Source organism: Pseudomonas violetae (assembly GCF_023072615.1).
GTDB classification, from domain to species: Bacteria; Pseudomonadota; Gammaproteobacteria; order Pseudomonadales; family Pseudomonadaceae; genus Aquipseudomonas; species Aquipseudomonas violetae.
On record NZ_JAKNRW010000002.1, the window covers coordinates 189,280 to 214,853 of the forward strand.

Annotated in this window: 19 protein-coding genes and 3 pseudogenes; 12 read left to right on the forward strand and 10 right to left on the reverse strand. The window is 60.1% G+C overall.

Annotated elements, in window-relative coordinates; genetic code table 11:
• Nucleotides 1-87 precede the first annotated feature (87 nt).
• Nucleotides 88-2,088, reverse strand: coding sequence for a peptidase U32 family protein (locus L9059_RS03160; RefSeq protein WP_247287407.1), 2,001 nt, complete (start codon nt 2,086-2,088; stop codon nt 88-90).
• A gap of 116 nt (nt 2,089-2,204) precedes the next feature.
• Nucleotides 2,205-2,501: pseudogene (locus tag L9059_RS03165) on the reverse strand (glycine betaine ABC transporter substrate-binding protein); the annotation flags it as partial.
• Between L9059_RS03165 and L9059_RS03170 the strand changes: the two are divergent.
• Together L9059_RS03170 and L9059_RS03175 are read left to right on the forward strand one after the other, a co-directional pair.
• A pseudogene (locus tag L9059_RS03170) lies at nt 2,500-2,664 on the forward strand (oxidoreductase); the annotation flags it as partial. The pseudogenes L9059_RS03165 and L9059_RS03170 sit on opposite strands and share 2 nt — an antisense overlap.
• Nucleotides 2,664-3,043, forward strand: a pseudogene (locus L9059_RS03175) (sensor histidine kinase); the annotation flags it as partial. The pseudogenes L9059_RS03170 and L9059_RS03175, both read left to right, overlap by 1 nt.
• Before the next feature lie 158 nt (nt 3,044-3,201).
• Here L9059_RS03175 and L9059_RS03180 read toward each other — a convergent pair.
• Nucleotides 3,202-3,567, reverse strand: a complete 366-nt coding sequence (locus tag L9059_RS03180; RefSeq protein ID WP_247287410.1) for a histone-like nucleoid-structuring protein, MvaT/MvaU family — start codon at nt 3,565-3,567, stop codon at nt 3,202-3,204.
• 380 nt (nt 3,568-3,947) lie between these two features.
• Nucleotides 3,948-4,877 carry a ZIP family metal transporter gene (locus tag L9059_RS03185; RefSeq protein WP_247287420.1) on the reverse strand — a complete coding sequence of 310 codons (930 nt, stop codon included), beginning with the start codon at nt 4,875-4,877 and terminating at the stop codon, nt 3,948-3,950.
• A 352-nt stretch (nt 4,878-5,229) separates the two neighbouring features.
• Between L9059_RS03185 and L9059_RS03190 the strand changes: the two genes are divergently transcribed.
• The gene (locus L9059_RS03190) at nt 5,230-5,577 is read left to right on the forward strand and encodes a hypothetical protein (protein ID WP_247287422.1); all 348 of its coding nucleotides are present in this window, start codon (nt 5,230-5,232) and stop codon (nt 5,575-5,577) included.
• Between the two features lie 120 nt (nt 5,578-5,697).
• Here L9059_RS03190 and L9059_RS03195 read toward each other — a convergent pair whose 3' ends face one another.
• From L9059_RS03195 to L9059_RS03210, 4 genes are all read right to left on the reverse strand, one after another.
• On the reverse strand, nt 5,698-6,411 hold the full coding sequence (locus L9059_RS03195; protein WP_247287424.1) for a glycosyltransferase family 2 protein: 714 nt from the start codon (nt 6,409-6,411) through the stop codon (nt 5,698-5,700).
• A gap of 83 nt (nt 6,412-6,494) precedes the next feature.
• Nucleotides 6,495-7,589 carry an AI-2E family transporter gene (locus L9059_RS03200; RefSeq protein WP_247287434.1) on the reverse strand — a complete coding sequence of 365 codons (1,095 nt, stop codon included), beginning with the start codon at nt 7,587-7,589 and terminating at the stop codon, nt 6,495-6,497.
• Nucleotides 7,590-7,656: 67 nt separating this feature from the next.
• Nucleotides 7,657-8,292 (reverse strand): response regulator transcription factor, encoded by a 636-nt coding sequence (locus L9059_RS03205; RefSeq protein WP_247287436.1) that lies wholly within the window; start codon nt 8,290-8,292, stop codon nt 7,657-7,659.
• A 4-nt stretch (nt 8,293-8,296) separates the two neighbouring features.
• A complete protein-coding gene (locus tag L9059_RS03210; RefSeq protein WP_247287438.1) occupies nt 8,297-10,573 on the reverse strand; it encodes a PAS domain-containing sensor histidine kinase in 2,277 nt (758 codons plus the stop codon).
• Between the two features lie 230 nt (nt 10,574-10,803).
• Between L9059_RS03210 and L9059_RS03215 the strand changes: the two genes are divergently transcribed.
• The 6 genes from L9059_RS03215 (at nt 10,804) to phaR (ending at nt 18,415) form a co-directional block, all read left to right on the forward strand.
• Entirely contained in the window at nt 10,804-12,426 is a 1,623-nt protein-coding gene (locus tag L9059_RS03215) for an acyl-CoA synthetase (protein WP_247287441.1), read from the forward strand.
• 117 nt (nt 12,427-12,543) lie between these two features.
• The gene (locus tag L9059_RS03220; protein WP_247287443.1) at nt 12,544-12,873 is read left to right on the forward strand and encodes a DUF485 domain-containing protein; all 330 of its coding nucleotides are present in this window, start codon (nt 12,544-12,546) and stop codon (nt 12,871-12,873) included.
• A complete protein-coding gene (locus L9059_RS03225) occupies nt 12,870-14,540 on the forward strand; it encodes a cation acetate symporter (RefSeq protein ID WP_247287451.1) in 1,671 nt (556 codons plus the stop codon). Before L9059_RS03220 ends, L9059_RS03225 begins: the two co-directional genes overlap by 4 nt.
• A 63-nt stretch (nt 14,541-14,603) precedes the next feature.
• A complete protein-coding gene (locus L9059_RS03230) occupies nt 14,604-16,376 on the forward strand; it encodes an acyl-CoA dehydrogenase C-terminal domain-containing protein (RefSeq protein ID WP_247287453.1) in 1,773 nt (590 codons plus the stop codon).
• 125 nt (nt 16,377-16,501) lie between these two features.
• A complete protein-coding gene (locus L9059_RS03235) occupies nt 16,502-17,770 on the forward strand; it encodes an OprD family porin (protein ID WP_247287455.1) in 1,269 nt (422 codons plus the stop codon).
• 96 nt (nt 17,771-17,866) lie between these two features.
• The gene (gene phaR / locus L9059_RS03240; RefSeq protein ID WP_345894248.1) at nt 17,867-18,415 is read left to right on the forward strand and encodes a polyhydroxyalkanoate synthesis repressor PhaR; all 549 of its coding nucleotides are present in this window, start codon (nt 17,867-17,869) and stop codon (nt 18,413-18,415) included.
• Between the two features lie 34 nt (nt 18,416-18,449).
• On the opposite strand, the gene phaP is transcribed toward phaR, so the two are convergent.
• On the reverse strand, nt 18,450-19,019 hold the full coding sequence (gene phaP / locus L9059_RS03245; RefSeq protein ID WP_247287459.1) for a TIGR01841 family phasin: 570 nt from the start codon (nt 19,017-19,019) through the stop codon (nt 18,450-18,452).
• A 246-nt stretch (nt 19,020-19,265) separates the two neighbouring features.
• Here phaP and L9059_RS03250 point away from each other — a divergent pair, with 246 nt between their 5' ends.
• Complete coding sequence (locus tag L9059_RS03250) at nt 19,266-21,089, forward strand: DUF3141 domain-containing protein (protein ID WP_247287461.1); 1,824 nt, start codon at nt 19,266-19,268, stop codon at nt 21,087-21,089.
• On the opposite strand, the gene L9059_RS03255 is transcribed toward L9059_RS03250, so the two are convergent.
• Nucleotides 21,036-22,142 (reverse strand): AraC family transcriptional regulator, encoded by a 1,107-nt coding sequence (locus L9059_RS03255; RefSeq protein WP_247287477.1) that lies wholly within the window; start codon nt 22,140-22,142, stop codon nt 21,036-21,038. The two genes, L9059_RS03250 and L9059_RS03255, sit on opposite strands and share 54 nt — an antisense overlap.
• Nucleotides 22,143-22,461: 319 nt before the next feature.
• Between L9059_RS03255 and phaC the strand changes: the two genes are divergently transcribed.
• Nucleotides 22,462-24,165 carry a class I poly(R)-hydroxyalkanoic acid synthase gene (gene phaC, locus L9059_RS03260; protein ID WP_247287494.1) on the forward strand — a complete coding sequence of 568 codons (1,704 nt, stop codon included), beginning with the start codon at nt 22,462-22,464 and terminating at the stop codon, nt 24,163-24,165.
• 70 nt (nt 24,166-24,235) lie between these two features.
• Nucleotides 24,236-25,390 (forward strand): MalY/PatB family protein, encoded by a 1,155-nt coding sequence (locus L9059_RS03265; protein WP_247287512.1) that lies wholly within the window; start codon nt 24,236-24,238, stop codon nt 25,388-25,390.
• Nucleotides 25,391-25,574: the final 184 nt, after the last annotated feature.

A 25,574-nucleotide genomic window follows, 5' to 3' on the forward strand; every position in this document is an offset into this window, starting at 1 on the left:
GTCTGGCTTGCCAGTGATGGCGGCATAACATTCAGCACCGCAATCGCCGACAAGCCGGCGCCTAAAAGGGACGTGTCGCCTTAGATTTCAATGCGGCGCCCGGGGGATGGTCTTCAGCAGATCTTCGGGGCTGATATAACCCACCACCGGTTCCGCCACACTGCCCGGCAGCGGCAGGTCGAGGATGTGGCCCTTGATCTTGCCGATGACGTGCATTTCGCAAGGCTTGCAGTCGAACTTCAGCGTCAGCACCTCGTCGCCATGCACCAGCTGCATCGGCGCTACCTTGGTGCGCACGCCGGTGACGCCCTTGGCCTGTTTCGGGCAGAGGTTGAAGGAGAACCGCAGGCAGTGCTTGGTGATCATCACCGGCACCTCACCCGTTTCTTCATGGGCCTCGAAGGCTGCATCGATCAGCTTGACGCCGTGACGGTGATAAAAATCCCGGGCCTTCTGGTTATAGACGTTGGCCAGGAACGACAGGTGCGACTCCGGGTACACCGGCGGCGGGCTGGTTTCGGCTTTGCGGCTTCCGCGTGGATGGGCTTCCAGACGGGCCGCAGTCAACGCTTCGATCACGCCGCGGCGCAGAGCCTTGAGTTGCGAGTTGGGGATGAAGAACGCCTGGGGAGCCTCCAGTTTGACCGCCGTGGCGTAGTAGTCAGTGGTGCCCAACTGGCCGAGTAGATCGCGCAATTGCTCCAGCGCCTGCTCCGGCTTGTTGGCCAGGCCGAACGGGCCATCCAGGGACAGGCTAGCGCTGATGCCCTCCTCGCTCGTGGCGGTCAGTTGCAGGCGCTGCGCATCCAGGCGCGCCATCCATGACAGGCCGATGCGACGCTCGGCAGAGGTTTTCTGCAGGGCTTGCTGCCAGTCATGGTCGAGGTTACGGCTCAGCGGATGGTTGAGACGCAGCTTGTACATCCCTTCCGGCATTTCGTTAGGCTCGACGCGATAGCGATAACGCTTCTGGCCGTCTTCGACAAATTCGTCCTTGGGCTCGGCGATGTTGGCCCGGAAACCCACTACCTCACGCTTGATCTGCACGTTGAGGCCATCGCCGTTGGACAACGGGGCAGTGGTCACTACCTGCAGATCCCGTTTGCCGACTTTCTCCACCACGCCCACCGGCAGACCGGTGAAGGTCGGTGAGTCGAAGGCGCCGATGTCGATCTTGCGGTCAGTGACAAAATAGTCGGTGCTGCCACGGTGAAAGGTCTTGTCCGGGTCGGGCACGAAGAAATGCGCGGTGCGGCCACTGGATGCCCGGGCCAGGTCCGGCCGATCTTCAAGCACATCGTCCAGGCGCTGACGGTAGTAGGCGGTGATGTTTTTCACATAACCCACATCCTTGTAACGCCCTTCGATTTTGAACGACCGAACACCGGCTTCCACCAGCGCGCGGATGTTCGCGCTCTGGTTGTTGTCTTTCATCGACAGCAGGTGTTTTTCGTAGGCGACTACCCGGCCCTGGTCGTCCTTGAGGGTATACGGCAAGCGACAGGCCTGGGAGCAGTCGCCACGGTTGGCGCTGCGACCGTTCTGGGCGTGGGAAATGTTGCACTGGCCGGAGAACGCCACGCACAGCGCGCCGTGGATAAAGAACTCGATGGCCGCGTCAGTCTCGCCGGCGATTTCGCGAATTTCCTGCAGGTTCAGCTCCCGGGCCAGTACCAGTTGCGAAAAACCCGCCTGGTCGAGGAACTTCGCCCGCGCCAGGGTGCGGATATCGGTCTGGGTGCTTGCATGCAGCTCGATGGGCGGGATATCCAGTTCCATCACGCCAAGGTCCTGGACGATCAACGCGTCGACCCCGGCATCGTACAACTGGTGGATCAGCTTGCGCGCTGGCTCCAGCTCGTTGTCATGCAGAATCGTGTTGATCGTGGTGAATACCCGGGCGTGGTAACGACGGGCGAACTCCACCAGTTGTGCGATTTCACTGACCTCATTGCAGGCGTTGTGGCGGGCGCCGAAGCTCGGGCCACCGATGTATACGGCATCGGCGCCATGCAGGATGGCTTCGCGAGCGATGCTCACATCACGAGCGGGGCTGAGCAGTTCGAGCTGATGTTTGGGTAGGGACATGATTTTTTTAGGTTGGTCACGGTCGAGGTACGCATTGTAGCGACCAATTGCGTGACCGGCATCCGTGGGCGCCCCAATGGCACCATTTCATGGGGCTGCCTTTCGTCACCGCTCCTTCAGGGTTGACGGCTGCTGACGGCCTCTGTGCCCTGCGGGAACATGGCGTCGAAGCGTGGTTTGTTGGCAACGTAATACGCGGCTACCACCTGATCGGACGAACTCTGCCGAGCCTCCATCATCAGCGCCTCCAGGTCCGTCTTGGGCACTGAGTAGTGGCCAAAGAAATACGCGACTTCAGGATACTGCTGACTAAACCCCTTGCGCGCCACGGCATGGATTTGCTCGGCGCCGCCAAGTATCTGTTTCGGATCATCCAGGTAGCGCAGCGGCCACTTGGAGAACATCCAGTGTGGCCTGGAGCTTCAGGCGTACGGGCATCTGATGGACCAGTTCTGGTCGCCGTTGACCAATGACCTCGACGGCCCGTACGGCGGCTCGCTGGAAAACCGTATGCGCTTTACCTTCGACATCCTGCGCGGCATCCGCCAGCGAGTGGGTGAAGATTTCCTGCTGGGCTGGACTTCACCCGCTCTCAGGTTGGGCTCGGCATTCCGATAAAGAGAAAGTGCTTATAGATGTAAGTCCGACCTGCGAACGGATAGTCGACGAGTCCCGAACCGTCCACCCCGAGACCAATATTCATTTGAGTTCGGTGGGTCGCGCAATCGGTCATTTTGATGGCGATCGGCTGGAGCAAGTGTTTTCCAACCTGATCAATAACGCAGTTCAGCACGGTGATGGACGCGCCCCCATTACCGTCACGCTGGAAGTGAAGGCAGGTAAACTGCTGTTCAGTGTCCACAATAGCGGCAGCCACATACCGGAAAAAGTATTACCGTTTATCTTCAATCCAATGGGACGTTATTCACCCCAAGCCTCTATCGATCACGGCCCCTGCGCGCGGCCCTTGAACTCCCCAACGTAGAACGGCTGGCCAGTCGAGCGGCGCAAACTTGCGTCAGGCGGTTAATAACAAAAACCCGCTTTCGCGGGCTTCTGCTGTTATCTGCTGCAAGTTGAACGGGCTCGCGCGGAATCAGGCGCGCACCCGCATTACTTGGCCAGCCACGACTCGACTTTTTCTGAGCCGTATTTGGCTTTCCATTCTTTCAGGGTCTTGTGGTTGCCGCCTTTGGTTTCCACAACTTCACCCGACTCCGGGTTTTTGTAGACTTTGACCTGGCGCGGCTTGCGTGTGCCGGTTTTGGCTTCGGCAGCAGGCGCACGGCGGCCGGCTTGCGGATCGAGCAGGTTGACGATGTCTTTCAAGCTGTAACCGTACTTGGCCAGCAAGGCGCGCAGTTTGGTTTCGAATTCAATTTCCTGCTTGAGGCCAGCATCACCTTTCAATGCTTCCAGCGCCTGGAGTTGTTCTGCCAGGTGTCTTTCCAGTTGGCGAAATTCTGCGAGTTTGGACATGGGAGATCTCTACGTGATGAGTCCTCTAACATTACACCAAAAAACAGAGTTTGAATTAGTTGGATGCGGACTTAGTTGTCATTGAGCGAAAATTTGAATCCAGAGGACGCCGCGTGGTCATTTACTGGGAGAGCCGGAAGACGACAAAGCAGCGGAGAAATTTATGAGCCTTGCAATGACAATCTTCAGCATGATCGCCTCCTGGATGGCGATAGCGATCGCCATGTTATGGGGAATGTTGCGGATCGCGCGCCGACATCAAGCGACAGGGAGTTGCACTTGCAGAACGTGGGCGGCTCTGGCGGAACGACGGCAGCCCTGACTCCAACCAATATAAAGTACAGTTGCCAACACATCCTTAACTTAGCACCGGCGCGGACTTACCCCAACGCGGTATCAAGAAACATCATCACCCCAAACCCCATCATCAAACCCAGGGTGGCCGGTGTTTCATGGCCATTGCGGTGGGTTTCGGGGATCACCTCGTGGGACACCACGAAAATCATCGCCCCGGCCGCCAGCCCCAGGGCAACCGGATAGCCTAGGGCAAATGCCGATGAAACCCCAAGGCCGATGATCGCACCCAACGGTTCCATCAGCCCGGACCCAATCGCGACCAATGCCGACTTCAAGGCCGAGATCCCCGTGACCCGAAGCGCAAGTGCAATGGCAAGCCCTTCCGGAATATCCTGGATCGCGATGGCAGTGGTCAGGGGCAAGCCCACCTTCATATCTCCGTCCGCAAAACTGACCCCTATGGCCATGCCCTCGGGCAGGTTGTGCAGGGTAATGGCCAGGACAAACAGCCATACCCGGTTGAGTCGTTCAACGTCAGGACCGCGCCTGCCACTTTTCTGGTGCTCGTGGGGCACAAAACGATCCAGACCGATCATCAAGGCCACGCCCAGCCCCATGCCCAGCACCACCACCGCCGCAGACGCCAGTTTGCTGCCGCTAATGGCTTCGGCGGCGGCGATGCCGGGAAGGATCAGCGAAAAGGAGCTGGCCGCCAGCATCATTCCCGCAGCAAAACCGAGCATGATGTCCTGGGTGCGGACTGCTACGTCACGCAGTACCAGCGCCAGCAGTGCGCCCAGCGCCGTCGCCGCAAACCCGGCGGTGCCACCCAGCATGGCGTAATGCAGAACATCCGAGTCGGCCTCGGTCAATGCGCTGTAGCCACTGGACAGCAGCAAGAAGGTCACGACAATCAACGTCAACCAAAACAACACGCTCGACCAACTGCTGCTGCGGGCCAGTTCAAGCCAGGAGCGCGCAGAGCCGGTACTCGACGAGACGGGATCGGACATGGAAACTCCTATCGATGGTTGGCCCGCTTATTGGGCACCCGGGAAGCGAGCGGTAGCAACTGTTTTGAGAGACGCTGCGTATCCAGTTCGACAGAACTGGCAGTAGCGTCGAGTCTCTTCAGGCCTCAAGGACGGCGCCGCTACTCATCCGGGACTCATGGAGTGCGCCACCTACAGTTATCTGAAGCAATCGCTTGCGTATAATTTGATAAAAAATCGCGGCTGGCGACCGGCGGCAAATAGTCACTCAATTGCTGCCAGCTGTCGGTTGGCGCTCAACTCAATGCAAACTTTCAATCACCCCTCTAATCTATCTGCAGCGCCCGCTAAAGACCCCAACCATGGACGAACCATGACGGCACACCACAACTCCAAGATCGCGTTACTGCTGGGTGGCCTGGTCATTGCCATGGTCGGCGTCCTGTCCTTTCAAGTGATTCATTGGCAAGTCGCCGACAGCCTTAAAAAAGCGGCGCTATGTGAAGACGCCAAGCAGACCATGAAGAACCTGGAAATCCGCGCGCGGGCGCTGGCCTCCGGATTGACCGTCGAGGCTTATGCCAAGGCTGAAGCAGATGAAGTGGCGGCGCTGATTAAGCAACTCGATGCCGCCCGTAACGATGCCGAGGTCAATGCCGTGATCGATGCACACGCCGCAGCGCTGGAGGCCAAGGGGGCAGCCGTAGACGAACAAGTTTAAACAGCAGGTGACCAGACGTTCCTGGAGCAGCGACTGGTCCGCCAGCGCATCCCGGTCGACGTCAAACAAGAGTTGCGCCGCGCGGCAAAAGCCGTCAGCGAGGCTTGCCACTAGGGCAATTTAAAATTCATGACGTTGCACCGCATCAACGCTCGCGGGTGTATGCAGGGCCGCCGCACCCAGGACTTTTCCCAGCGACGCCAAGTACTCGCCAAACCCACCCTTGCATTTGTAATCCTTGCGCGCGCTGGTCACCACCGGATTGGACGCGGTCCATACAATACGCGCACTGATGCGCTCAAGATCAGCAACCAGGTGCACGTCTTCATGGGCAGCCAGGTGTTGAAAGCCACCGACGTTTTTATAAGCGGTAGCGCTGAGTCCCAGGTTCGCACCATGAATATGGCGGTGATTCTCAATGAACTGGTAGCGCTCCAGGTAGCGAGTGCGAACGCCCTCCCCGTGCTCGTCCCAGTTATCCACTTCAACTGTACCGCACACGGCGTCGGCCATGCAGTCGAGTTGGCGGGCGATCCAGTCGGCAGGGACGAGCGTATCGGCATCTGTGAACGCGAGCCACTGCACTCCCGCCTCCAGCAGTTCCTCGGCCCCGGTCGCCCGCGCCTTGCCGACATTCCTGTAGCAGACATCGAGCGTCGGTACATCCATGGCGCGCGCGCGTGGGCCAGTGTCATCCGAACAGTCGTCCAGCACCACCAGTACGCTGACCTCGCGACCTTGCAGCTCAGGGTGGCGCGCCGCGACAAGGATGGACTCCAGGCACGGGCTGATATGGTGTTCTTCATTGTGGGCGGGTATCACAACACCGATCATGGGCGTTCCCTCGGATGAGCGAAGTTTTGGGTCTCCAGTTATCGACACTTCGCTTCATCAGAAGGTTTAAAGAATGTAAGGGGTCAGGCGGGCGGCGGCGAATCTGTATCCGGCCGATCCTGCACCCACTGCCAGAACAGTTGGTAACCAACCGCCAGCACCACCGGCCCGATGAACAACCCGATGATCCCGTTGGACACCATGCCACCCAGGGCTCCGATCAGGATCACCGGCATCGGCACATCGACGCCGCGCCCCAGCAGCAAAGGTTTGAGTACGTTGTCCACCAGCCCGGCGACGAACACGTAAATGGCGAAGATGATGGTCCCGGTGGTCGCGCCCTCGGTGGCGAACACAAAGACAATCACCGGCAGCGTGATCAAGGTCACCGGCAGTTGCATGATACCCAGCAGCAATACCGCCAGCGCCAGCAGGCCGGCACCAGGCACACCCTTGAAGACGAAACCCAGGCCTACCAACAGCATCTGGATAAAGGCAATGCCAACCACACCGAGGGCAACCGCGCGGATGGTGGCAGTGCACAGCCCGGCGATTTTCGGCCCCCTGACCGGGCCGCTTACCCGCGAAGCGATCTGCACCGCACTGCGGCTGCCGCCTTCGCCGTGGGCCATAAAAATTGCGGCGATGATCAGGGCGAAAATGAACATCAGCAATCCCATACCCACCCCGGCCATCTTGCTCAACAAGCCCAGGCTGAAATGCTTGATCTGCGGGATATATTTGGCAGTCAAATCAGGCAGGTCGGTGGAGGCCTGCAACCAGAGGTCGGAGAGTGGCTTGCCGACCAGGGGCCAATCGGCCACCGAAGCATTCGGTGCAGGCACGTGGAAGCCACCGTCCTTGACCAGCACCATCGCCCTTTCGACTGAATCGGCAATAGAAGTACCCAACAGGTAGATCGGCACCATCAGGATCACGATCGCGACCATCACGATCAGGGTCGCGATGTGCCCCGGTTTGTGCCCGCCTTTCCTCACAAGCCGCGTTTGCAGCGGGTACAGGGTAATCGCAAGGATCAGCGACCACAGCATCAGGTCGCGGAACGGACTGAAGATCTCGAAACAGAACAGCACCAGGATGGCAATCAGCCCAGCACGAATCAGCACGTCGAGAAGGGTGCGAGTCAGCGCCTTGTCGTTTATCGGGGTGGGCACCATGGCTGGCTCCATGCGGGTGGCGAAAGTCGTTCGCTCAGCATAGACGCTCAGTAGGCAGTATGAGGGCTCAGCGCAGCTTCAACGGATCGACCAGCCCGACAGCGATCGCCATGCCGACGAGATCGGGCAAGGTGGCGGCCTGCATGCGCTTCATCACGCGGGAGCGATACAGGTCGACGGTCTTGGCGCTGACCCCCAGTTGCTCGGCTATTTCCCGAGTGGTATAGCCCTGCACCAGCGGCACCAGCACGTCGCGCTCTCGCGGGGTGAGGGTGAGCAACCGCGCCTGCAGTGCGTCATGGCCCTGAATCCCGGAACGGTTCACGGCGCTGTTGCTGAGTGCCTGTTGCACGCTGTCCAGCAATAGCTGCTCGTTGTAAGGCTTTTCGATGAAATCATGCGCGCCAGCCTTGAAGGCGCGTACCACGATTGGTACATCGGCGTGGCCGCTGACGAAAATGACGGGCAGATTCAGGCCGCGAGTGCGCATTTCTTCCTGCACGTTCAGGCCGCCCATGCCTGGCATGCGGATATCGAGCAGCACGCAGGCGTCGAGGCTGGCATCGCAGGCGTCGAGAAATGCGACTCCACTGGTAAAGGCCAGGGCCTTGAGGCCGACAGACTCCAGTAACCACACCGTTGAATCGAGCATCCCCTGGTCATCGTCGACCACATACACCACGTGCTCCATCACAGCTGCCATTGCGTTATTCCTGTTGTTGTTTGGTCGGACCGGCAAGCGGCAGGCGGCACATCATCAGCAGCCCGCAGGGTTGGCGCCTGGCCTGCAGCGCGCCACCAAAACCTTCGATAATGCTGCGGCTCATGGACAGGCCCAGGCCCAGGCCATCGGCCTTACTGGTGTAGAACGGAGTGAAGATTTGCTCAAGTTCCGCCTCGCTCACACCTGGGCCCTGGTCCTGCACACTGATTTCCACGGTTGCACTACCGCCAAGCCCCGCGGCCATGACGATCAGCGAAGACTGGCCGGGATGTTGCTCGCGATTGGCATCAATGGCATTGCGCAGAATGTTGAGCAGGACCTGTTCGAGCAACACCCGGTCCGCATAAATCGGCGGCAGATTATCCGGCAGCTGATCCTCGATTGTCACTTGGCAATTGCTTGCTTCCCAGGCACACAAGCGCACCGCTTCGCGGGCTACATCAGCGATGTCCAGGGCCTGCATGCGGCGCTGGCCCTTGCGCAGGAAGGCTCGCAGGCGCCGGATTACCTCGGAGGCATGGGTGGCGTGGTAGTTGATGCGCTCAAGCCCCTGGGCGACGCGTTCCGCGGCATTGGGGTTAGAGTCCAGAGACTGCAGATAACGCTGACTAGCATTGGCATAATTGACCACCGCGGCCAGTGGCTGGTTGATTTCATGGGCGATCCCTGAGGCCAATTCCCCCAGTGTGACCAGCCGCGCGGTATGTGCCAGTTCGTCCTGATGGCGACGCTGCTGGGTTTCACGCAGTTCGCGCTCGGTCATGTCGCGCGCCACCATGGAGTAATAACGCTCACCACCTGCGGCGCGATGGGCCAGCAATACCAGGGATACCGGTACTCCGGTACCTCCGGCGGGCGGCAGCAACCGGGCATCGGTGCTCCACACACCATCGCGCTCAGCGGCGCCCCAGCCCTGGCGTTGCAGGCGCAGCAGGTCGGCGCTGGCAAATAAGTCTTCCATGGACGGCATCGGTTGCAGCGGGTTGATGCCCAGGATGCGTCGCGCTGCGGGATTGAGGTAGGTGACGTGCCCGTTGGGGTCGATGAACAGCACTGGGTCCGTGTTGGCCTCGACCACTTCGGCGAGCCGGCGATTGTTTTCTTCGGCCTGGACCCGGGCGGTGATGTCCCGGGAGACACTAACCACTTCAACCACGGTACCGGTGTAGGTCTCGCGGATGGCTCGGCTGGCGGTTTCGAACCACAGGTAGTGGCCGTCACGATGACGAATGCGATAGGTCATGGTGTGATAACCGTCCTGCTCCAGCGCGTCACGCGCGCGCTGCACCAGACTGGCCAGGTCCTGGCCGTGGAACAAGCCTTGAGCCATTTGCCCGCGCAGCTCTTCGGGCCAGTAGCCGAGCAAAGTCCAGGACGCAGGCGAGGCATCCAGAAAGCGTCCGTCGGGAGAGTGCCGGGAAATCAGGTCGGTGGTATTTTCGATAATCAACCGGTACAGGCGGCGCGCCGTGGCGGCCTCACGCTCAGCCAGCACCTGCACGGTTGCGTCGCGACAACGGGCGAGCACGCGGTTGTCCTGAGGGTCGGGAATAAAAGTCCAAATCAGCACCTGGTCCTCGAACTGGGCTTCCACACCTTCAATGGCCCGCTGCTGGTCGAGACAGGCGCGCACCAGCACCCTATGGTTGACCGGCAAAAAGCCCAGCACGTCGGTCAAGGGTTTTTCCGCCAGCATGGCCAGCAGCGCCGCATTGAATTCCAGCGGACGGCCCTGCGCATCGAGCAACAGTCCGGGTTGCGGGTCGTGACCCAGCAACGGCGAACCACGCAACATGCCGTTGACGCTGCCGAGCAAGGTCGTCAGCAAGTCGCGAACCCAACCCAGCCAGTCAAAACTTACCCCTTCGCAGACCTCCACTAACAACAGACCCGCCTGTCCCGGCTGCAACGCCAAGTCGAATATCTGCCCGTGACTGATAGCAGCCCGGCGCAGCCGACCGGCCAGCCAGCAATCGAGCCGGCGCACTTGCGCCAGGTCCAGGCGTCCGGCAGCAGTCAAGGCCTCGAACAGCAGCCGGTCGCTGGCCAGGACCGGATCGCCCTGACCCGGAGGGAAGTGCTGGGCGCCGCCCTCATGGCTGTAGATGCCGGCCAATGGTTGCCAGCTCAGGTACACCGCACGACGTACTTCAGGACAGTCTTGCAGCGCCCGACACAAGGCGTCGGCGCAGGCAGCCATCGGCACGCCCTCGCGTTGCAGGCGTAACCAGCTGTGCAGTCGAACGGGAGTCAGGGTCATCGCGGGTCCGCATCGGGGTGGAGTCCAAGCATATACCGGCAGTGGCAGACCGGCGGCATTCATTTAGAGCAAGAAGAATCAAATATAGTATATATACTATACTCTATAGGTTGTACTTCCATACCAAAGGCGAAATGTTATATAAAGCATTCCGGACATAAAAGATGCACGCGGCGACGACGCCGACGTGCCATCTGTAGAGCTAACAATCAGCCACCGAGTAACCAAACATGTCGATTTATGAACAAGGGCTAAGCCCTTCGGCGGTCAATCACATCGCTTTGTCTCCGCTCAGCTTTATCGAACGTACCGCTAGCGTCTATCCCCACTACCCCGCCGTTATCCACGGTTCGATCCGCCGCACCTGGGCGCAAACCTACACCCGTTGCCGCCGTCTCGCCTCGGCTTTGGCCGGTCGCGGCATCGGCAATAACGACACGGTGGCAGTGATGCTGCCGAACATCCCCGAAATGCTTGAAGTGCACTTCGGTGTGCCGATGATCGGCGCCGTGCTCAACCCCCTCAACGTGCGCCTGGACGCCGAAGCCATTGCGTTCATGCTTCAGCATGGCGAGGCGAAGGTGCTGATTACCGACCGGGAATTTCATGATGTGATTCACGCGGCCATCGGCATGCTGGACCATCCGCCGCTGGTCATCGACGTCAATGACCCGGAATACGGCGAAGGACAGGCCGTCAGCGATCTGGACTACGAGGCGCTGCTGGCCGAAGGTGATCCGGCGTTCGACTGGAAATGGCCGGTCAATGAATGGCAAGCCATCTCGCTGAACTACACATCCGGCACTACCGGCAACCCCAAGGGTGTGGTCTACCACCATCGCGGCGCCTACCTCAATGCCTTGGGCAACCAGATGACCTGGGCCATGGGCAATCACCCGGTGTATCTCTGGACCCTGCCGATGTTTCATTGCAACGGCTGGTGTTATCCGTGGACCATCACCGCCATGGCCGGTGTGCACGTGTTCCTGCGCCGGGTCGATCCACAAAGAATTCTCACGCTGATCCGCGAACACCAGGTCACTCACCTGTGCGGCGCGCCGATTGTGCTCAACGCACTGGTGAACATGCCGGAATCGGCCAAGGCCGCCATCGATCATCCGGTCAACGCAATGGTTGCTGGAGCGGCCCCCCCGGCCAAAGTCATAGGTGCCGTTGAACAGATGGGCATCAAGGTCACTCACGTCTATGGCCTGACCGAAACCTATGGCCCGGTGACGCTCTGCGCCTGGCACGCCGAATGGGATGAGCTGCCCCTGGAAGACCGCGCGCAGATCAAGTCCCGCCAAGGTGTGCGCTACCCAACGCTGGAAGGGGTGATGGTCGGCGACTCGAAAACGCTCGAACCGACTCCGCGTGACGGCCAGACCATCGGCGAAGTGTTCATGCGCGGCAACACTGTAATGAAGGGCTACCTGAAAAATCCCACCGCTACGGCCGAGGCATTCGAAGGCGGCTGGTTTCACACCGGTGACCTGGCGGTCTGTCATCCCGACGGCTACGTCGAGATCAAGGACAGGCTCAAGGACATTATCATTTCCGGCGGCGAGAACATTTCCACCATCGAACTGGAAGGCGTGCTGTATCGCCATCCGGGCGTCATGGAAGCCGCAGTCGTCGCGCGTCCCGATGAAAAATGGGGCGAGACGCCCTGCGCGTTCATCACGCTCAAGGCCGATCACCAGGATGTGCGCGAAGCCGACATCATCAGCTTCTGCCGCGAACACCTCGCCGGTTTCAAAGTCCCGCGCACGGTGATCTTCACCCTGCTGCCCAAGACCTCGACCGGAAAGGTCCAGAAGTACGTCCTGCGCGACAGGGCCAAGGCACTCTAACCCAACCAGGTATTACCCCTATGACGGCAGGTCGACTTCCTGCCGCTTAGGGCTCGTGCGGGCCGAATTCGGCCTTGCACCTCACACCGATAACAACAAAACAAGGTGGAGCTACCCATGATCGACATCCATTCAACCGACACCCAACGCTGTGAGCGCATTCGGGGCAACCCGAAATTCCTGCAACTGGTCAGCAGCCGTTCGCGCCTGGCCTGGTCGCTCAGCGCTGCAGTGCTGGGCACCTATTACGTGTTCATGGCTGTGGTGGCGTTTTTTCCGCAGTGGTTGCACGCCCCGCTCGGCGAACACCGGATGCTGACACTGGGCATGCCGGTGGGTGCCGCGATCATCGTGTTTTCCTGGTTGCTGACAGGTTGGTACGTGTACCGCGCCAACACCCGCTTTGATGCACTGGGCGCGGCCATTCTCGAGGAGAGCAAGTCATGAGCATCCTGCGTAATTTCCTCATAGCTGCATCCGGCCTGTTGCCGGCCAGCCTGGCCCTGGCTGCGCCGCTGACTGGCGTCGCAGAAAAACAGCCACTGAACCTGCATGCGATCGGCATGTTCTTCTTGTTCGTCCTGGGCACGCTGGCCATCACCTGGTGGGCCGCACGCCAGACCAAATCCACCTCTGACTTCTATACCGCAGGCGGTGGCATCACGGGCTTCCAGAATGGCCTGGCCATTGCCGGGGACTACATGTCCGCAGCGACACTGCTGGGGCTGTCGAGCCTGGTATTTGCCAAGGGCTACGATGGCTTCATCTACACCATCGGCTTTTTTGTCGGCTGGCCGATCATCACTTTCCTGATGGCCGAACGGTTGCGCAACCTGGGCCGCTACACCTTCGCCGACATCGTTTCCTATCGGCTGGACCAGAACAAAGTGCGGATCTTTGCCGCCTTCGGTTCCCTGACCGTGGTGTGTTGTTACCTGATCGTGCAGATGGTCGGCGCCGGCCAGTTGATCAAGCTGCTGTTCGGTCTCGACTACCCGGTGGCCGTGGTGATCGTCGGTGCATTGATGCTGGTGTATGTGATCTTCGGCGGCATGATCGCCACCACCTGGGTGCAGATCATCAAGGCGGTGTTGCTGCTCGCCGGCGGAACGACCCTGGCGGTGATGGCCATGTCGCAGTTCGGCTTCAGCTACGAAGCCCTGGCTACCCGGGCTGTCGAGGCTCATGCCAGTGGCTGGAACATCATGGGCCCCGGCTCGATGCTCGCTGACCCGATCAACACGGCGTCCATGTCCCTGGGATTGGTATTCGGCATTGCCGGCCTGCCGCACATTCTGATGCGCTTTTTCACCGTGCCCAATGCCAAGGAAGCGCGCAAATCGGTGTTCTACGCAACTGGCTTCATCGGCTTCTTTTTCCTCGTGGTCTGCACCTTGGGCTTTGCCGCGATGGTGATCATCGGCACCGACCCGCAGTACTATGTCAACGGTGAAGTCGGTGGCACCCTGATCGGTGGCGGCAACATGGTTGCCATGCACCTGGCCAAGGCCGTGGGTGGCAACCTGTTCTTCGGTTTCCTCTCGGCGGTGGCCTTCGCCACCATCCTCGCGGTGGTGTCCGGCCTGGCACTGGCCGGCGCTTCGGCGATTTCCCACGACCTGTACGCCACGGTCTTCAAGAAAGGCAAGGCGACCGAGAAACAGGAAATGCGCGTAACCCGCATGGCCACCGTGGGCCTTGGCATCATCGCGATTCTACTGGGCATCCTGTTCGAGAAGATGAACGTTGCGTTCCTGGTGGGCCTGACCTTTGGCATCGCCGCGTCGACCAACTTCCCGGTGCTGATCATGGCCATGTACTGGAAGGACCTGACCACTAAAGGCGCGATCATCGGCGGGTTTGCCGGGTTGATTTGCGCCCTGGTGCTGGTGATCCTTTCGCCTGCCGTATGGGTGACCGTGCTGGGCCATGCCCACGCGATCTTCCCGTACGACCACCCGGCCCTGTTTTCCATGCCACTGGCGTTCCTGGTAATCGTCGTGGTGTCGAAACTCGACCGCAGCGCACGGGCCGACAAGGAGCGTGATGCCTACGCCGACCAGTTTGTCCGGGCCCAGACCGGTCTGGGTGCCGCCAGCGCTTCCAGCCACTGATCGTCCGGGTGCGCCCGTCCATGACCGGGCGCGCCCATCGCATAACCTTGTGAGGTTCACGTAATGCCCGAATTCAACGCCCCGCTGCGCGATATGCGCTTTGTGCTGCACGAAGTGTTCGAAGCCCCGGCCCTGTGGGCGCGCCTACCGGCCCTGGCCGACAACGTCGACGCGGCTACCGCCGATGCCGTTCTTGAGGAGGCCGCCAAGGTCACTTCCCAGCTGATCGCACCGCTTAATCGCAGCGGCGACGAAGAAGGCGCCCAGTGGCAGGATGGCCAGGTCAGCACCCCGATCGGTTTCAAACAGGCTTACGCCACCTACATCGAGGGGGGCTGGGTGGGCCTGTCGGGGAATGCCGAATTCGGCGGCATGGGCATGCCGAAGATGCTCGCCGTACAGTTCGAGGAAATGCTCTACGGCGCTAACTCAAGCTTCGCCCTGTACTCGGCGCTGAGTTCCGGCGCCTGCCTGGCGCTGGATGCCCACGCCAGCACCTCCTTGAAAGAGCTCTACCTGCCGCCCATGTACGAAGGTCGCTGGGCCGGTTCCATGTGCCTGACCGAAGCCCACGCCGGCACCGACCTGGGCCTTATCCGCACCCGCGCCGAACCCCAGGCCGACGGCAGTTTCCAGATCACCGGCAGCAAGATTTTCATTACCGGCGGCGATCAGGACCTGACCGAAAATATCATTCACCTGGTACTGGCCAAGCTACCTGACGCGCCAGCCGGGCCGAAAGGCATCTCGCTGTTTGTGGTGCCTAAAGTCCGGGTCAACGCCGACGGCTCCCTCGGTGCTGCCAACGCTGTCAGTTGCGGCTCGATCGAGCACAAGATGGGCATCAAGGCCTCGGCCACCTGCGTGATCAACTTCGACGGCGCCAACGGGTGGCTGGTGGGCGAAGCCAACAAAGGCCTGGCAGCCATGTTCACAATGATGAACTACGAGCGGCTGTCCATCGGCATCCAGGGCATCGGTTGTGCTGAAGCGTCCTACCAGAGCGCGGTGACTTACGCCCGTGAACGCGTGCAAAGTCGTGCCCCCACCGGCGCCATGGCTCCGGCCCAAGTGGCCGACCCGATCATTGTCCACCCGGACGTGCGCCGCATGCTGTTAAGCATGAAAGCCATGACCGAAGGGGGTCGAGCCTTCGCCAGTTACGTCGGACAGCAACTGGACCTGGCGAAGTTCTCCGATGATGCCAACGAGCGGGACAATGCGCAAAACCTGGTGGCCCTGCTGACGCCAGTGGCCAAGGCATTTTTTACCGACAGCGGGCTGGAAAGTTGCATCCACGGCCAACAGGTGTTCGGTGGCCACGGCTACATTCGCGAGTGGGGTCAGGAGCAACTGGTTCGCGATGTGCGCATCGCGCAGATCTATGAGGGCACCAACGGCATCCAGGCGCTCGACCTGCTCGGGCGCAAAGTGGTGGCCAATCACGGGGTGGTGCTGCGCCAGTTCACCGATGAAATCCGGCGTTTCACCGACCAGCCAGACGCCCCCTACGTGGCTCAACTGCTCGATGCCGTAAGGCGCCTGGAAAACCTCAGTGATTGGGTACAGGTCCAGGCCGCGACCAACCGCAACGAAGTCGGCGCCGCTTCGGTGGAGTATCTGCACCTGTTCGGCTACGTCGCTTATGCCTGGCTGTGGGCACGCATGGCGCACGTCGCCGGCAAACAGCGCAGCACCGACGAGGCCTTCTACGGTGCGAAGATCGCCACCGCCGACTTCTACATTCAGCGCCTGCTGCCGCGCATCCTGAGCCTGGAGCAGTCCATACGCTCCGGCAGCGCCTCGCTCTATGGCTTGACGGCTGAGCAGTTCTAACGATTGAACCGCGCGGCGCCCTGCTCCTCTCTTTCAGGCGTCGCGTTTTTTATTCAGCAGCCCTCGCCTGCTCGGCGAGGGTCGCCAGATCCGTTTTCTCATAATAAAAACAAAGGGGCTTCACCATGGATCGTCACACCTGCAATCTTGCGACCCGGCTGCTACTGGCCGGCGGCGTCATCAGCCTCTCGGCTCCCGCCGCTGCTGATTTTATAGAGGACAGCAAAGCCAGCGTCGAATTGCGCAATTTTTACTTCAACCGCGACTTTCGCCAGGACAATGCTGCGCAATCCAAACAGGAAGAATGGGCCCAGGGATTCTTGATGCGCTTCGAGTCGGGCTTCACGGCCGGGACGATCGGCGTCGGTTTCGACGCCATTGGCCTGCTCGGGGTCAAGCTGGATTCCAGCCCTGGTCGCGCCGGCTCCGGCTTGCTCAAGCGCCATGGCGATATCAGCCAGGGAGCCCAGGACGAGTACGCTGAAGTGGGCCTGACGGCCAAAGTTCGCGCGGAAAAAAGTGTGCTCAAACTGGGGACGCTGTTGCCCAAGCTGCCGACGGTGCAGGCGAACGACTCACGCCTGTTGCCACAAACCTTCCAGGGCGGCCAGTTGAACTCACTGGACATCCAGGGCCTGACAGTAGACGCCGGGCGTCTGACTCAGGTCAATCAGCGTGATTCCTCGGATTACGAGGACATGGGCATCACCCGTACGGGCGCCAAGGGCATCATCACCCGCCACCTGGCCAGTGACAGCTTCGATTTCGCCAGCCTCAATTACAAATGGACGCCGGATCTGGCAACTGGCTACAGCTATGGTCATCTGGATAATTTCTACAACCAGCACCTGCTCAACCTCACCTACGTTCTGCCCATCACGGTGGGCCAGTCATTGAAAACCGACCTGCGCTTCGCTCGCTCCACCGACGATGGTGGCAGCAATGTCGACAACAACGCCCTGGGCGCGATGTTCACCTACAGCCTGGCGGGTCATGCCTTTGGCCTGGGATACCAAGGCATGAGCGGCGACACTGGTTACGCCTACATCAACGGCACCGATGCGTTTCTGGTGAACTTCGTACAGATCGGCGATTTCGCCAGCAAGGACGAAAAATCCTGGCAGGCGCGCTACGACTACAACTTTGCAGCCATGGGTATGCCGGGCCTGACCTTCATGACTCGCTACATCACCGGCTCAAATATCGACCTGGGCAGTCACAGACCTGAAGGCAAGGAATGGGAGCGCGATACCGATATCGGTTACGTGGTGCAGAGTGGACCGCTGAAAAATATCGGGGTGAAATGGCGCAACGCGACAGTGCGCTCGACGAACTTTGGCAGTGACCTGGATGAGAACCGTTTGATTGTCAGCTACACCTTGCCGATCTGGTGAGCAAAGTCTCGTCCCCACGGTGTGGGGACGATTTACGGGAAGCGCACTGCATGGCGAAGGCGCTCTCCAGGGCATTGGCAGTGAGAGTAGGATAAGATGCCTGCAAACCAGGCTCGCCGCGAGACGCCCCGCATGACCGATATCACCCCCCGCCTGATCAAGAAATACCCCAACCGCCGACTCTATGACACACACACCAGCAGTCACCTGACGTTGGCGGACATTCGTCAACTGGTCGTCGACAAGGTGGTGTTCCAAGTCGTCGACGCCAAAAGCGGCGAGGACCTGACCCGCAGCATCCTGCTGCAGGTGATCCTTGAAGCTGAAAGCGGTGGCGAGCCGATCTTCACCAGCGAGATGCTGATGGGCATTATCCAGTTCTACGGGCCTTATCAGGGCGTGCTCGGCAGCTACCTGGACAAAAGCATCCAGACCGTCATAGACATCCAGTCCCAGACCGGGGCGCAGTCTTCCGAAGCCTGGAGCACTTTCATGCACCAGCAGGCTCCCGTGATGCAGGATTTGATGCGTCAGTATGTCGACCAGTCCAAGGCCTTGTACCTCAATACCCAGAACCTGTTTGGCATGTTCGGCGCAAAGCCGGATGCCAAAGGCGGCCCGAAAAAAAATGGCGACGGGGAATAAACCCGTCGCCATCAGTACCACTGGCCTGAACTGATTATTTGTTACCGCTACTCGCCTTGCCGCTGGTTTCTGGCGCGGCTTTTCCCCGCGCTGCGCTCGCGGCTTCAAAACCACTCTGAGCCACATCAGCTGCCTGCTTCGCGGCTTTTTGTGCGCCTTCAAAGACCGTACCGGCGTTCGCCAGGCCCGACTTGAACGCGGCGACTATCGGCTCTGAACCCGCCGGCGCATTCTTGCTCAAGGTTTCCACGAACTCTTCAACCTGTCGGGTGCCGGACTCAACCTGGCTGGAGGTCAGTTTGGCGATGTCCGACTGAGTATCGACGATCAGCGCCTGGACCTGGCGGTTGAACTCGGCCAGGCGTTCGCCCTGTGCGCCCGGTTGAGTAAACGACGCCTGCAGTTCGGCGAAACCCTGAGGATCGCGCACGGCCAGCAACTTTCGAACACCTTCGAAGTGCTCCTCGGTGGAGTCGCGCAGTGCCTTAAACTGCAACTGACTCAGTTGTTCAACACTGGCGAAGACTTTGCCGCTGATTTGCTGCAAAAGATCGAGGTTGGCTTTCTGAGCGGTTTGCAGTTTTTCCGGATTGAAAAAAGACATGCTGGAATCTCCTGGTACTGAAAGCCCTGAGAGGGCAAGGACGCGACGGCGATCCCGCCAGTCATCGCGCTAGTGGCAATATTGCAGCGCACAAATCCGTTTAGCAACGAATATTTTGTGCACTGCACAATAATCATGGTGATTCCGCTCTCTTTAAGGATAAACTCCAGCATTGAGTGCCCATGCTCATACTTACAGCATCATTGATCCCTGGGCGCTTTCCATGCAGCGTGGCAGGAGAACACAATGACTCAGACAGGGAATATTGCAGCGCAGGATAGAGACTTTTTAGCGACGCCCGGGCTGCTCGAACATCTGAATCATCTGCAACAGCTCAATCTGCACAACGTGCTGGACGCCGTGAACACGCGCCAGGCCAGTACCTTTACCCCCTCACGATTGGGGCAACTCAGGCAACCCTCGGCCACCGACTGGCAGGACTACCTGACCGATCTTGGCCAGCGCAGCCTGCTGTTCTGGGACACCTTGCGCCAGCGCGGCGACAACACCCTGGCGCACGAACGCGCTGGGTATCCGCTGCTGCTTAAGTTCGAGTACGAGATTCTGCTCGCCGGCGAGCACCTGCCCCGCCCGGTCAACTATTCGCTGCTCAAGATCGTCGACCCATCGGCACCAACCAACGACCCCGAACAGCAGCCAGTGGTCATCATCGACCCGCGCGGCGGTCATGGCTCGGGCATCGGCGGTTTCAAACAAGATTCGCTGATCGGCGAAAGCCTGCGAGCCGGTCACCCCACGTACTTCATCTCGTTCAGTCACGCGCCCAACCCCGGGCAAACCCTTGCAGACATTGTTCAGGCCGAGGCGCAATACATCGAGCTGGTCAGCGCCAGACACCCCGACAGTGCCAAGCCGGTGGTCATCGGCAACTGCCAGGCGGGCTGGGCCCTGATGAGCTTGGCGGCCTCCAGGCCGGAGCTGCCAGGACTGATCATTATCAATGGCGCGCCGCTGTCCTACTGGGCCGGCACTCATGGGCGCAACCCGCTGCGTTACTGCGGTGGCCTGCTGGGCGGTGGGTGGATGGCACGCCTGGGCAGCGATCTGGGCAACTCGCGTTTCGACGGCGCCTGGCTAGTCAGCAATTTCGAAAGCCTCGACCCGGCCAATGCCTGGTGGGGCAAGTACTATCACCTGTTCAGCGAAGTCGACAACGAGGCCGAGCGTTTTCTCGACTTCGAACGCTGGTGGGGCAGTCCGACCCTGCTCAATGGCGAAGAAATAGAGATGATCGTTGACCAACTGTTCATCGGCAATCAACTGTCCGGCGGTGTCGGGCGCAAAAGCAATGGACTGGACCTCAAGCGGATTGAGGTACCGGTAGTGGTGTTCTGCTCCTGTGGCGACAACATTACTTCGCCGCAACAGGCGCTGGACTGGATCATCGATGTCTATCCCAACGATCTCGCCCTGGACAACGCTGGCCGCACCATCGTTTACCTGCGCCATGCCAGCATCGGGCACCTGGGTATTTTTGTGTCCGGCGAAGTGGCTCGCCGCGAGCACCGCGAACTATTGGGAGCGGTCGATACGATCAATGCCTTGCCACCCGGCCTGTATGAGATGCTGATCGAGGACTTGCCGGAAAATACGTCGCCCCCCTATTCCGTAAGCTTCGAACCGCGCAAACTCGCCGATATCCATGGCGACGTTGAAGCACCACAGGCTGACGATCGCGAATTCGCCCTTGTCGAACGCGCCTCGACCCTCAACAACAGCCTCTACGATGCCTGGGTTCGTCCGTGGTTACGCCAGTTGATCAACGAACCCGGTGCCGAACTGATCCGCCGAGCACATCCCTTTCACCAACAGCAACTGCTGTGGAGCAGCCTGAACCCTGCCCTGTGGTGTGTGGCGGCAGGCGCGGCCGGGGCCAGCCGGGATCGCCGGTGCGCCCGCCCGGACAACCCGTTGCTGGCGTGGCAGGACTTGTATTCCGATCAGTTGCAGGATGCCTTGGACGGCTACCGCGACCTGCGTGATGCAGGCCAGGAACTAAGCTTCTACGGGGTGTATGGCGCCCTTAGCTGTCTGCTCGGCGACCGCTGACGCACCAGGGCCGCGGCAGACCGGCGCGGCCTCCTCGACCTCGAACGATTCATTGGCGCGGTACTGCCCCGGCGTCATGCCAAACCAGCGGCTGCAGGCTTTATTGAAGCTGCTGTGGTCATGAAAGCCGAGCAGATACGCCACATGCTTCATGTTGAAATGCGAGTGGCGCAGGTAAAAGTCCGCGAGTTGCCGGCGCACTGCATTCTGCACATCCTTGAATTGCGCCCCATCCTTTTCCAGCGCCCTTTGTAGCGTACGCTTGCTCACATTCAGCGCCGCAGCAATCGATTCCATGTCGCAGAGCCCCTGCCCCTGACTCAAGCGCTGGGTGATCAGCGCGCGAATCCTGCCGACGATGGTGAAGCCGAACAGCAGGTCCAGTTGCGCCTCGGCGAAACTGTCGTGCAATACCGCCAATGCTTCATTGGCCATGCTCAATGGCCGCAGCAGCTCCTGAGCGTCGAACAGAATGCTGTCGTACGCCGAGCCAAAATGCAGTTCGCAGCCAAACAGGCGTTTATGTTCCGACGTGTCCTGCGGTTCGGGATAGCTGAACTCCACGCTCAGCGGTTGCGGCAACTTGCCGTCACCCAGCCAGCGACAGATGCCGAGCAATGACGCCAGACCGGCATCGGCGTACTGTCGAGGCTTGATCGAGCCGGACTGTTGATGGTCGAGGGACGCCAGGCGGTAGTGGCCCTGCTCCGGGACGAAAAACAGACTGAAGCCGGTGCCGATCAATGGGCTGAATCGAACCAGGCGCTCAAGTGCGCGTTTCAGATTGAGGCTGGACATCATGGTGTAGCCGACTATCTGGAAGCTGCCGGGATGAAAATGCCCGTAGGCTTTGAGGCCAATGTCCGGGTCCGCACCGGCCTGGGCCGCCAGCTGCCACAGTTGATAGATCACCCTGCGCTCGCACAGCGCACCAGGGACACTGGCGAGGGTCATGTCCAGTCCTGCGACCTGGCACAGGCTGGCAACATCCAGTCCCTCGGCCGAGAGCGTATTGAGCAGCACATTGGCATAGCCCGAGCTCATTCTGTACATGGCGTCCTCGATGACGTGGGTACTGGACACACTTGGTAGCCATGATAAACGGCGGCCTGGCTTGGGGTATTGATCTGCGTCGGAGTCTGCACAGGTTTCTCATCCTCGAACGCAGCCCTGCGGGCTCGACAGCCGCTACAGGTAAACCACCTGGCTGCTTGGCGTCGTTGGACACAAGACAGTCATCTCGCAACACTTCCGCGCGGCCCTTCCATCCCCAACACTCCCCCATCTTGCAGCGCAAAACAATAAAAGCAACGGACGGTAAGAAGTCGCTTAGTCGTATTGCGTTGCTCTCGATTGTGATGGGTGGAAACTAATGGACAGCAAAGCGCAAGCCTTCAGCAGCTACTGGTCAGGCCAGATCCCCTTTCTAGCCACTTTTGCATTGCACCAATTGCGCCTATGGGTCAGCACCCATCCCTGGTTTACCGGGCAGGACTACGACGCCTGGTTCGAGTTGCCTCGCGCAACGCTGGACAACCTTCAAAACGAATACCAGCAGCAATGGGCCGAACTCGGCCAGCGTGTACTGAGCGGGCAGCCCTTCAGTTTCGAAGACCGGCGTTTCGTGAGCGGCAATTGGAACCATCCGCTGTACGGTTCCCTCGCTGCGTTTTACCTGCTCAATGCCGGCTTCCTGCTCAAGCTGCTTGACCATCTGCCGATCGAGACGAAGAAGCCGCGCCAGCGCCTGCTGTATCTGGTAGAGCAAGCCATCGCAGCAAGCGCACCGAGTAATAGCCTGGCGAGCAATCCCGATGCGCTGCAACGGGTGGTCGACACCCAGGGAAGCAGCCTGCTGACAGGCATGCTGCACCTCGCAAGCGATCTGCAGGAAGGCAGGATGCGCCAGTGCGACCGCGATGCTTTCCAGGTGGGCGTCGACCTGGCCAACACGCCCGGGGAGGTAGTGTTCGAGAATGAACTCTTTCAACTGATCCAGTACTATCCACAAGCGCAAACCGGCTACCGGCGCCCGGTCTTCATCGTCCCGCCGTCGATCAACAAGTTCTACATCCTTGACCTGCGCCCCGACAATTCGATGGTTCGCCACCTGCTGCAGCAAGGACATCCAGTGTTCCTGATGTCCTGGCGCAACTTCGATCAGGATCATGCCGGCACTACCTGGGACGACCTGATCGACACCGGCATCATCAAGGCGCTGCACGTCACCCGTGAGATCAGCGGCGAGCAGCGGCCTCATTGCGTAGGATTTTGCATTGGCGGCACGCTACTTAGCACGGCGCTGGCGGTGCTGGCGGTACGCGGCGATCGCGAGATCGCCAGTGTGAGCCTGCTCACCACCTTCCTCGACTACCTCGACACCGGCCCCATCGACATTTTCGTCGACGAACAACTGGTCGCTTACCGCGAGCGCACCATTGGCGGTATCAATGGACCAATCGGCCTGTTCAAGGGCGAAGACATGGGCAACACCTTCTCGCTGCTGCGCCCCAACGACCTGTGGTGGAACTACAACGTCGACAAATACCTCAAGGGCCTGAAACCCAACGCCCTTGACCTGCTGTTCTGGAACAATGACAGTACCAATCTGCCCGGCCCGATGTACTGTTGGTATCTGCGGCATACCTATCTGCAAAACGACCTGAAATCCGGTGAACTGGAGTGCTGTGGGGTCAAACTGGACCTGCGCGCCGTCGAGGCACCCGCCTACATTCTCGCCACCCACGACGACCACATCGTACCGTGGCGCAGTGCTTACGCCAGCACCCAATTGCTCAGCGGTCCCGCACGGTTCGTGTTGGGTGCATCAGGCCATATTGCCGGCGTGATCAATCCACCGGCCCGTGAAAAACGCCACTACTGGACCCACGATCAGGTCAGCAGCGATCCTGAAATCTGGTTCGAGAATGCTCGCCAGCATCCTGGAAGCTGGTGGAACGACTGGTTTGCCTGGCTGGCCGAACACGCCGGCGAGCGCCAGCCGTTGGTGCAGCAGATGGGCAACGCGCAGTACCCGGCACTGGAGCCGGCGCCCGGGCGTTATGTAATGGAGTGAATGCGTGGCTCCCAGAGGGGTTGGGCGTTTATCATGGGCGCCATACAACCCCTGCCCTATGAGCACCTGCATGACTTTCAATTTTGATCAGGTCCACGACCGCCACGCCACCGGCAGTACCAAATGGAGCCGCTACCCCGACGAAGTATTGCCGATGTGGGTCGCCGACATGGACTTCGCCGCGCCACCGGTGATCATCCAGGCGCTGCAAAAACGCCTGGAGCATCCTCTGCTCGGCTATAGCGTATGCCAGGACAATCTGCGCCAGGCCATCGTCGCCGATCTTTGGAACAAATACGCCTGGCGTGTCGATCCCCAGGCCCTGGTCTTCCTGCCAGGCGTGGAATCGGGTTTCAACATGGCATTGAAGGCGCTGGTCCAGTCACAACAGAATGTCGTGGTCCAAGTACCCAATTACCCGCCGCTGCGCCATGCCCCGGGACACTGGGGGCTGAACAAGGTTGAGCTGGGGTTCGACTTGCAGGCGGATGGCAGCTACGCCACGCCTCTGGACAGCTTGCGCCAGTCACTGCAGGGCGGTGGCGCTCTGCTGTTGAGCAATCCACATAACCCCCTCGGCAAGGCATTCCCGCGAGAAGAGCTGCAAGCGATTGCTGACATCTGCCTTGAGCAGAACGCCTGGATCATTTCTGACGAGATCCACGCCGAACTGTGCTTTGACGGTCGGGTGCACATTCCCACAGCGTCCCTGAGCGAGGACATCTCCCGGCGCACCATCACGCTGATGTCGGCGAGCAAGGCCTATAACATCGCTGGCCTCAAGACCTCGTTCATGATCATTGATGACCCTGCGGTGCGTTCGCGGGTCAATCACGCACGGTGCGGCATGGTCGACAGCGTCAACCCACTTGGACTGGAAGCCACGCGAGTCGCCTACAGCGAAGCCGGGCCGTGGCTGGCCGAGCTCAAGACCTATCTGCAGGCCAACCGCGACTGGCTGATGGAAGCGGTTCGCACCCGTCTGCCGGGCATCAGCCTGCAGGTGCCGCAGAGTACTTACCTGGCCTGGCTCGATTGTTCGGCGCTGGGCCTGGCGGATCCGCAGCAGTTTTTCCTGCAGCAGGCCAAAGTCGGGTTGAGTGCGGGCCTGGATTTCGGCGACGAGCACCAGCAGTTCGTGCGCCTCAACTTCGGCTGCCCGCGCTCGTTGCTTGAAGAGGGTATCGCGCGGATGGAGCGCAGCCTGAACAACCTCAAGGTCTGAAAGCAGCGCGGTATGGGCGCGACTCCAGTCCAACGTGGGAGCAGCTTGCTCGCGATAGCGTTGGGTCAGTCGATTCAAATTTTGAACGTCATGGCCACTTCGCGGGCAAGCCCGCTCCCACAGGAGTTTTCGCTGGGAGCTGGCACTGTGACATGGAATTTCTCACGCATCGGGAATCGCCCCT

Coding starts and splice junctions, on each gene's coding strand:
- L9059_RS03160 (WP_247287407.1), bottom strand. CDS start 2,088: ATGTCCCTACCCAAACATCAGCTCGAACTGCTCAGCCCCGCTCGTGAT.
- L9059_RS03180 (WP_247287410.1), bottom strand. CDS start 3,567: ATGTCCAAACTCGCAGAATTTCGCCAACTGGAAAGACACCTGGCAGAA.
- L9059_RS03185 (WP_247287420.1), bottom strand. CDS start 4,877: ATGTCCGATCCCGTCTCGTCGAGTACCGGCTCTGCGCGCTCCTGGCTT.
- L9059_RS03190 (WP_247287422.1), top strand. CDS start 5,230: ATGACGGCACACCACAACTCCAAGATCGCGTTACTGCTGGGTGGCCTG.
- L9059_RS03195 (WP_247287424.1), bottom strand. CDS start 6,411: ATGATCGGTGTTGTGATACCCGCCCACAATGAAGAACACCATATCAGC.
- L9059_RS03200 (WP_247287434.1), bottom strand. CDS start 7,589: ATGGTGCCCACCCCGATAAACGACAAGGCGCTGACTCGCACCCTTCTC.
- L9059_RS03205 (WP_247287436.1), bottom strand. CDS start 8,292: ATGGCAGCTGTGATGGAGCACGTGGTGTATGTGGTCGACGATGACCAG.
- L9059_RS03210 (WP_247287438.1), bottom strand. CDS start 10,573: ATGACCCTGACTCCCGTTCGACTGCACAGCTGGTTACGCCTGCAACGC.
- L9059_RS03215 (WP_247287441.1), top strand. CDS start 10,804: ATGTCGATTTATGAACAAGGGCTAAGCCCTTCGGCGGTCAATCACATC.
- L9059_RS03220 (WP_247287443.1), top strand. CDS start 12,544: ATGATCGACATCCATTCAACCGACACCCAACGCTGTGAGCGCATTCGG.
- L9059_RS03225 (WP_247287451.1), top strand. CDS start 12,870: ATGAGCATCCTGCGTAATTTCCTCATAGCTGCATCCGGCCTGTTGCCG.
- L9059_RS03230 (WP_247287453.1), top strand. CDS start 14,604: ATGCCCGAATTCAACGCCCCGCTGCGCGATATGCGCTTTGTGCTGCAC.
- L9059_RS03235 (WP_247287455.1), top strand. CDS start 16,502: ATGGATCGTCACACCTGCAATCTTGCGACCCGGCTGCTACTGGCCGGC.
- phaR (WP_345894248.1), top strand. CDS start 17,867: ATGCCTGCAAACCAGGCTCGCCGCGAGACGCCCCGCATGACCGATATC.
- phaP (WP_247287459.1), bottom strand. CDS start 19,019: ATGTCTTTTTTCAATCCGGAAAAACTGCAAACCGCTCAGAAAGCCAAC.
- L9059_RS03250 (WP_247287461.1), top strand. CDS start 19,266: ATGACTCAGACAGGGAATATTGCAGCGCAGGATAGAGACTTTTTAGCG.
- L9059_RS03255 (WP_247287477.1), bottom strand. CDS start 22,142: ATGTACAGAATGAGCTCGGGCTATGCCAATGTGCTGCTCAATACGCTC.
- phaC (WP_247287494.1), top strand. CDS start 22,462: ATGGACAGCAAAGCGCAAGCCTTCAGCAGCTACTGGTCAGGCCAGATC.
- L9059_RS03265 (WP_247287512.1), top strand. CDS start 24,236: ATGACTTTCAATTTTGATCAGGTCCACGACCGCCACGCCACCGGCAGT.